The organism is Nocardioides albidus, from assembly GCF_006335005.1.
Classification (GTDB): domain Bacteria; phylum Actinomycetota; class Actinomycetes; order Propionibacteriales; family Nocardioidaceae; genus Nocardioides; species Nocardioides albidus.
Map to the genome: position 1 here is coordinate 182004 of NZ_VDMP01000020.1, position 7696 is coordinate 189699.

A 7696-nucleotide genomic window follows, 5' to 3' on the forward strand; every position below is an offset into this window, starting at 1 on the left:
CACCGGCCGCCGGATCTCGCCGCCGCTGTTCGAGTCCATGGAGCTCCTCGGCCGCGACCGCAGCCTCGGGCGGTTGCGGCGTGCCCTCGGCTGAGTCCCTCCCCGCCGCTGCGGCGGGATCCGGACCGGGCCTGCGGTACGACGAGCTCCACCGTCGCGGGCCCACGGGCGGCTGGCGTCCGTTCGCCGGGATCCCTCTGCTGGTGGTGATGTTCTTCGCCGCGCAGCTGGTGCTGAGCATCGTGGTCACCCTCGTGCTGGTGGCCGGAGGCGACAGCTCGAGCCGGGCGATCGACAAGCTCTCCGGCGACATCGCGACCCCCGCGTTCCTGGCGCTGGTCAACCTGAGCTGGGCGGTCGCGATCCCCGCGGTGTGGCTCGTCGCCCGACTCCTGCACGCTCAGACCCCGGGCTGGGTGACGTCGGTCACCGGACGCCTGCGCTGGCGCTGGTTCCTGGTGTGCCTGGGTCTCGCGCTCGTCGCCCTGGCGATCACCGTGCTCGCCTCGAGCGTCCTTCCGGACCAGGGGGCCGGATCGGTCGACATGGCCGGGGAGCCGAACGCGTGGACGTCGACGGCGCGCGACTTCCTGCTGGTGATCGTCCTGCTGACCCCGCTGCAGGCCGCGGGGGAGGAGTACGTCTTCCGCGGCTACCTCGCCCAGGCGTTCGGCGGCATCGGCACCCGCATCGGTCCCCGCGCCGGCGCGGCGGTCGCCGTCGTCGTACCTGCTCTGCTGTTCGCGCTCGCCCACGGCCTGGGCCAGGACGTGCCGATCTTCTTCGACCGCTTCGCCTTCGGTGTCGTGGCCGGCGTGCTGGTGATCCTCACCGGCGGGCTCGAGGCGGGCATCGCGATGCACGTCCTCAACAACTTCCTGGCCTTCGGGATGGCCCTCGCGTTCAGCGACATGACCGAGGCGCTCAACCCCAGCGGCGGCACCTGGTGGTCGATCCCGGTCACCCTCGTCCAGTCCGTCAGCTACCTGGTGCTCGCGGTCGTCGCGGCTCGCCGGCTGGGGGTGCAGAGCCGCACCGATACCGCCGGGAACGGGCCCGTCGGCGGGGCCATTTTGGATGCGGCGCAGGACGACCGGTAAGGTAGGTCTCCGGTTCGCCGGCCTCGGCCGCGGATCGAAACCATGGGATATGGTGTAATTGGCAACACAGCTGATTCTGGTTCAGTCGTTCTAGGTTCGAGTCCTAGTATCCCAGCGAATCTCCCGCGAGGTGAGCGTCAGGTGGCCACGATTTGGCCGGTCGGGCGCGGAATCGCTAGAGTTCACGCCGTTGTCACGGAGCGATCCGGACAGCGAATGCCCCCGTTGTGTAGCGGCCTAGCACGCCTGCCTCTCACGTAGGTAGCGCCGGTTCGAATCCGGTCGGGGGTACAGCCTCGGGCCCGGTCCATCAGGACCGGGCCCGACTGCTTTCTCCCTGAGCTCTGTCTCGGGTCACGTCGAGGGCGACTGCCGCCCTCAGCCTCCTTCGGCCTTCCTCGCCGCCCGCGTCTTCGGCGCGGTGGGCTGGGCGCCCACGATCGCGAAGAGTGGAGCGGTGACCGTCTCCAGCGCGTTGACCGCGTCGGCGTGATGCTCCGCCAGGCTCGCCATCACCCCGGCGAGCTGCGCCTGCGCCTCGGCGAGCGTGTGGACGGTGTCGGCGATCTCGCGCTGGCGCACGATGAAGTCCTGGAGCGGCTGGACCGACGAGCCGGCGATCCCCGTGAAGGCGCTCGACATCCCGGCCACGGCGCGTGCCATGTCCGCGACCTGGGTCGTGAGCTCGGCGGGCTGCGTGGCGCCGGCGACCGCGGCGTCCTGCAGGCTCCGGAGCACGTCGGTGGTGAGTTTGAGAGCCGCCTGCTGTGACTTGATCAGCAGGTCGAGAGGATTGATCGGTGCGTCCGCCATGGGCACAGCGTGGCAGACCGGGACCATCGGGCGGCACCGTCATGTCCGATTTCCGCGAGAGAGTGTCGGTGGGGCGCGGCAGGATGGAGGACATGGACAGCATCGTGACCACTCCCGAGCAGCTCGACTTCGAGCGCTGCTACACGGCCGTCCAGTCGCGCGACCGGCGCTTCGACGGTGTCTTCTACACCGCCGTGCGGTCGACGGGCATCTACTGCCGCCCGTCCTGCCCGGCGCGCACGCCCGCGTCGCGCAACGTCTCGTTCCACCGCACGGCCGCGGCAGCCCAGGCCGCCGGCTACCGCGCCTGCAAGCGCTGCCTGCCGGACGCCACCCCCGGCAGTCCGGAGTGGGACACAGCGGCAACGGTCGCCGGCCGGGCGATGCGGCTGATCGCCGACGGCGTCGTCGACCGTGAGGGTGTGGAGGGTCTCGCCGCGCGGCTCGGCTACACCACGCGCCACCTGTCCCGGCTGCTGACCACCGAGCTCGGGGCGGGACCGCTCGCCCTTGCCCGCACCCAACGCGCCCAGACCGCCCGCGCGCTCGTGGAGAGCACGACCCTGAGCCTTGCCGACGTCGCGTTCGCGGCCGGCTTCTCCAGCGTCCGGCAGTTCAACGACACCATGCTCGAGGTGTACGACGCCGCGCCGAGCCGGTTGCGCGGTCGACGGACCCTCGCCGGCGACCGGGCGCCGGGCGCCATCGACCTGCGGATCGCCGTACGCACGCCCTTCCGCGGCACTGCTCTGCTCCGGTTCCTGGCCGATCGGGCCGTGCCGGGCGTCGAGGTCGCCGAGCTGGCGTCCGACGGCAGTGGCACCTATGCCCGCACCCTCCGCCTTCCGCACGGCTCGGGCGTCGCCCGTGTCGAGCTCGCCGATCTCGACGGCGTCGGGACGTCGTACCTGCCACTGCGCCTGATGCTCGACGATCTGCGCGACACCACGGCCGCCCTGTCGCGGATGCGTGCCCTGCTCGACGCCGATGCCGACCCGGTGGCCGTCGACGCGCATCTCGCCGGGGACCCCGCCCTCCGGCCGCTCGTCGCGGCGCGGCCCGGCCTGCGCGTGCCCGGTCATGTCGACGGCGCGGAGGTCGCGGTCCGTGCCGTCCTCGGCCAGCAGGTCACCGTCGTCGCTGCGCGGACCGCGGCGGCCAGACTCGTCGCGGCCCACGGCCGTCCGGTCCGGACCGGTGTCGACGGGCTGACCCACCTGTTCCCGGACGCCGCCGCCGTCGCCGCGCTGCCGCCCGAGGAGTTCCGCATGCCCCGCGCCCGCGGGCGCGCGCTCGTGGGACTGTGTGCCGCGATCGCCTCCGGGGAGATCGTGCTCGACCGCGGTCCGGATCGCGGCGAGGTGCGTCGGCTCCTCCTCGGCCTGCCCGGCATCGGCCCGTGGACGGCCGACTACATCGCACTGCGCGCACTCGGCCACCCCGACGTGTGGCTGCCGACCGACATCGGCGTGCGCAACGCCCTGGCGCGCCACCGCGCCGTCGACGTGGAGGGCTGGGCGCCCTGGCGCTCCTACGCCCTCCTGCATCTGTGGACGTCCCTGTCCGGGACCACTGGAAGGATGGACTGATCATGTGGACCCTCATCGAATCGCCCGTGGGGCCACTGCGCCTCGTCGAGCAGGATGGCGCGATCACCGCGATCGAGTTCTCGCCGTTCCGCGACGGCACCGGCCGCCCGCTCGGCGAGCGTGCCGACGACGCGCCCTTGCTCGTCGAGGCCGCGCGTCAGCTGCGCGAGTACTTCGCCCGTGAGCGCACGGAGTTCGATCTGCCGCTCGCGCCCGTCGGCAGCGCCTGGCAGCGCTCGGTGTGGGCCCAGCTGGTCGCGATCGGCTACGGCGAGACGGCGTCGTACGGCGAGATCGCGGCACGTCTCGGCAAGACCAACGCCGCCTCACGCGCGGTCGGCACCGCCAACGGCGCCAACCCCATCCCCATCGTCATCCCGTGCCACCGGGTCATCGGCGCCAACGGCACGCTGACCGGGTACGCCGGCGGGTTGGACCGCAAGCAACTGCTGCTGTCCTTGGAGCAGGCTGCGCTGTTCTGAGGCTGCGTCGGCGGGAGTTTCACCGGCCGGCCGATGAAACTCATGCCTGGACGAAGAAGTTTCCTCGTCCCAGCATGAGTTCCTTCGTCCAGGTGTGACCAGAGTGACTCCTGGGACTACTCGGCGGCGGCGCGGCGCAGCGACTCGGAGAGCCGCTCGGCGGCGGCGAGCACCGCGGGTGCGTGCATGCGGCCGGGCTGACGGGAGAGGCGCTCGAGCGGGCCGGAGACGGAGACGGCGGCGATGACCTTGCCACCGGGGGAGCGCACGGGAGCCGACACCGAGGCGACGCCCTGCTCGCGCTCGCCGACCGACTGCGCCCAGCCGCGGCGGCGGATCGCGGAGAGCTCGGCGGCGGAGAACGCGGAGTTCTGCAGGCCGCGGTGGATCCGCTCGGGGTCGTCCCATGCGAGCAGCACCTGCGCGGCGGAGCCGGCGCGCATCGTCAGCTGGGAGCCGATCGGGATGGTGTCGCGCAGGCCGGAGGGGCGCTCGGCGGCCGCGACGCACACGCGGTGGTCGCCCTGGCGTCGCCACAGCTGCGCCGACTCGCCGGTGATGTCGCGGAGACGGGCGAGCACCGGCCCGGCCGTGGCCAGGAGGCGGTCCTCGCCGGCGGCGGCGGAGAGCTCGGCGAGACGGGGCCCGAGCACGAACCGGCCCTGCATGTCGCGTGCGACGAGGCGGTGGTGCTCGAGCGCCACCGCCAGGCGGTGGGCCGTCGGTCGGGCAAGTCCGGTGCCGGCGACGAGGCCCGCAAGGGTGGCGGGTCCCGACTCCAGTGCGGTCAGCACCAGGGCCGCCTTGTCGAGTACGCCGACGCCGCTCGAGTTGTCCATATGGCAATACTGCCGTCTCGGATCCTGGGATGCAAGATGTAGGCTTCGATCAGTTCACGGCAGGAGTGCCGTCGACGACCCGAACGAGGAGGAGCGAGTCATGGGCAAGACCCTGGCGGAGAAGGTGTGGGACGAGCACGTCGTCCGATCGACCCCGGGGGAGCCGGACCTCCTCTACATCGACCTCCACCTCATCCACGAGGTCACCAGCCCGCAGGCCTTCGACGGCCTGCGCCTGGCCGGGCGGCCGGTGCGCCGACCCGACCTGACCCTGGCGACCGAGGACCACAACGTCCCGACGCTCGACTGGGACAAGCCGATCGCCGACCCGGTGAGCAAGACCCAGGTCGACACCCTGCGCAAGAACGCCGCCGAGTTCGGCGTGCGCCTCCACCCGCTCGGCGACATCGAGCAGGGCATCGTGCACGTCGTGGGCCCGCAGCTCGGACTGACCCAGCCCGGCATGACGATCGTGTGCGGCGACTCGCACACCAGCACCCACGGCGCGTTCGGCGCGATCGCGTTCGGCATCGGTACCTCGGAGGTCGAGCACGTCCTCGCCACGCAGACGCTGCCGCAGGCCAAGCCGAAGACGATGGCCGTCACCGTCAACGGCAGCCTGCCCGAGGGCGTCACCGCCAAGGACCTCGTGCTCACGCTGATCGCGCACACCGGCACCGGCGGCGGACAGGGCTACATCGTCGAGTACCGCGGCCAGGCCATCGAGGAGCTCTCGATGGAGGGCCGGATGACCGTCTGCAACATGTCCATCGAGTGGGGCGCGAAGGCCGGCATGATCGCCCCGGACGAGACGACCTTCGCCTACATCAAGGACAAGCCCGAGGCCCCGCAGGGCGCCGACTGGGACGCGGCGGTCGCGCACTGGAAGACCCTCGTGACCGACGATGACGCGTCCTTCGACAAGGAGATCGTGCTCGACGCGGCGGAGATGACGCCGTTCGTCACCTGGGGCACGAACCCCGGCCAGGGCGTCCCGCTCGGCGCGACCGTCCCCAGCCCCGACGACTACGCCGACCCGACGGACCGGATCGCAACCGAGAAGGCGCTGGAGTACATGGGCCTCGAGGCCGGTACGCCGATGCGCGAGATCAAGGTCGACACCGTGTTCGTCGGCTCGTGCACCAACGGCCGCATCGAGGACCTGCGGCTCGCCGCGCAGATCCTCGAGCGCCATCACGTCGCCGAGGGCACGCGACTCCTCGTCGTCCCGGGCTCGGTGCGAGTCCGGATGCAGGCCGAGGCCGAGGGCCTGGACAAGGTCTTCATCGCCGCCGGCGCCGAGTGGCGCGGCGCGGGATGCTCGATGTGCCTGGGCATGAACCCCGACCAGCTCACCCCCGGCGAGCGCAGTGCCTCGACCTCGAACCGCAACTTCGAGGGCCGCCAGGGCAAGGGCGGACGCACCCACCTGGTGTCCGTGCCCGTCGCCGCCGCCACCGCCGTCCGCGGCACCCTGTCCTCGCCCGCCGACCTCGTGCCTGCAGGAGTCTGAGCCATGGAGAAGTTCACCACCCACACCGGCGTCGGCGTCCCGCTGCGCCGCAGCAACGTCGACACCGACCAGATCATCCCGGCGGTCTACCTCAAGCGGGTCACGCGCACCGGATTCGAGGACGGCCTGTTCGCCGCATGGCGCAACGACCCGGGCTTCGTGCTCAACAACCCTGCCTACAGTGCGGGTTCGGTGCTCGTCGCCGGACCTGACTTCGGCACCGGCTCCTCGCGCGAGCATGCCGTCTGGGCCCTGCAGAACTACGGCTTCAAGGTGGTCCTGTCCGCGCGCTTCGCCGACATCTTCCGGGGCAACTCCGGCAAGGCCGGCCTCGTCGCCGGCCAGTTGGAGGAGTCCGTGGTCGAGCAGATCTGGGCCTACCTGGAGAGCAACCCGGGCGCCGAGATCACCGTCGACCTCGAGGCGCGCACCGTGCGGGCCGGCGACATCGAGGCCACCTTCGAGATCGACGACTACACGCGCTGGCGTCTGCTCGAGGGGCTCGACGACATCGGCATCACGCTCGGTCACGAGGCCGACATCGCGGCGTACGAGAGCAGTCGACCGACCTGGAAGCCGGTCACCCAACACGCCTGAAACCGCTCTACGATGGGCCGATTCGCGAGCTTCGCGAATCGGCCCATCGTGTTTGCGCGATTCGTCGAGGTGATGCGCATCGGGCCGAGAACGGCGAAAGCAAGCCGAATCGGCCGAAATACCGCCGAAATCGCGAAAAAAGAGGCACCAACTTCGGCGTGGTGATTGTGACTGTGCCCACTAGTGCCTAGCGTTCCCATGAAAGGACGGCTGGGCGAGGGTTCGGCCGCAACAGCTCAAGGGACGCCCAGCGCGGCGTTTCGGAAGGACAGGTAGTGAACAAGTCTCAGTTGATCGACGCGCTGGCTGACCGGTTCGAGGGCAGCCGCAAGGACGCTGCCCATGCTCTCGACGCGGTCCTCGACACCATCACCCGCCAGGTCGCGAAGGGCGAGAAGGTCGCCATCACGGGCTTCGGCTCCTTCGAGAAGGCGGTCCGCAACGCCCGCTGGGTCCGCAACCCGCAGACCGGCGAGCGTGTGAAGACCAAGAAGAAGGCGGTCCCCAAGTTCAGCGCCGGCGCCGACCTGAAGAACGTCGTGTCCGGCGCGAAGAAGCTCGCGCCGCTGCCGAAGCCGGCCAAGAAGGCCGCCGCTCCGGCGAAGAAGGCTGCCGCCGCTGCTGCCGCCCCGGCGAAGAAGGCCGCGTCCGCGGCCGCCAAGAAGGCGAGCGCCCCGGCCAAGAAGGCCGCTGCCACGGCGAAGAAGGCTGCTCCGGCCAAGAAGGCGCCGGCCGCGAAGAAGGCGCCCGCTGCGAAGAAGGC

Annotated in this window: 8 protein-coding genes and 2 tRNA genes; 8 read left to right on the forward strand and 2 right to left on the reverse strand. The window is 71.1% G+C overall.

What is annotated here, in order from left to right; translation table 11 throughout:
• Positions 1-80 precede the first annotated feature (80 nt).
• The 3 genes from FHP29_RS07560 to FHP29_RS07570 all read left to right on the forward strand — a co-directional run bounded on the left by FHP29_RS07560 (position 81) and on the right by FHP29_RS07570 (position 1391).
• The gene (locus tag FHP29_RS07560) at positions 81-1100 is read left to right on the forward strand and encodes a CPBP family intramembrane glutamic endopeptidase (protein WP_240044377.1); all 1020 of its coding nucleotides are present in this window, start codon (positions 81-83) and stop codon (positions 1098-1100) included.
• Positions 1101-1143: 43 nt separating this feature from the next.
• A tRNA-Gln gene (locus FHP29_RS07565) sits at positions 1144-1215 on the forward strand.
• Positions 1216-1318: 103 nt separating this feature from the next.
• Positions 1319-1391 (forward strand) — tRNA-Glu (locus FHP29_RS07570).
• Between the two features lie 87 nt (positions 1392-1478).
• Here the strand turns inward: FHP29_RS07570 and FHP29_RS07575 are convergent.
• Positions 1479-1913, reverse strand: a complete 435-nt coding sequence (locus tag FHP29_RS07575; protein WP_139622244.1) for a hypothetical protein — start codon at positions 1911-1913, stop codon at positions 1479-1481.
• 92 nt (positions 1914-2005) lie between these two features.
• On the opposite strand from FHP29_RS07575, the gene FHP29_RS07580 reads away from it, so the two are divergent.
• Positions 2006-3502, forward strand: a complete 1497-nt coding sequence (locus FHP29_RS07580; RefSeq protein WP_139622245.1) for an AlkA N-terminal domain-containing protein — start codon at positions 2006-2008, stop codon at positions 3500-3502.
• Positions 3503-3504: 2 nt separating this feature from the next.
• On the forward strand, positions 3505-3984 hold the full coding sequence (locus tag FHP29_RS07585) for a methylated-DNA--[protein]-cysteine S-methyltransferase (RefSeq protein ID WP_139622246.1): 480 nt from the start codon (positions 3505-3507) through the stop codon (positions 3982-3984).
• A 116-nt stretch (positions 3985-4100) separates the two neighbouring features.
• Here FHP29_RS07585 and FHP29_RS07590 read toward each other — a convergent pair whose 3' ends face one another.
• The gene (locus FHP29_RS07590; protein ID WP_139622247.1) at positions 4101-4823 is read right to left on the reverse strand and encodes an IclR family transcriptional regulator; all 723 of its coding nucleotides are present in this window, start codon (positions 4821-4823) and stop codon (positions 4101-4103) included.
• 100 nt (positions 4824-4923) lie between these two features.
• Here FHP29_RS07590 and leuC point away from each other — a divergent pair, with 100 nt between their 5' ends.
• The 3 genes from leuC to FHP29_RS07605 all read left to right on the forward strand — a co-directional run.
• On the forward strand, positions 4924-6336 hold the full coding sequence (leuC, locus tag FHP29_RS07595) for a 3-isopropylmalate dehydratase large subunit (RefSeq protein ID WP_139622248.1): 1413 nt from the start codon (positions 4924-4926) through the stop codon (positions 6334-6336).
• Between the two features lie 3 nt (positions 6337-6339).
• Positions 6340-6933, forward strand: coding sequence for a 3-isopropylmalate dehydratase small subunit (gene leuD, locus FHP29_RS07600; protein WP_139622249.1), 594 nt, complete (start codon positions 6340-6342; stop codon positions 6931-6933).
• A gap of 275 nt (positions 6934-7208) precedes the next feature.
• Positions 7209-7696: HU family DNA-binding protein (locus FHP29_RS07605; protein ID WP_240044378.1), on the forward strand; the 488-nt coding region annotated here is incomplete at its 3' end.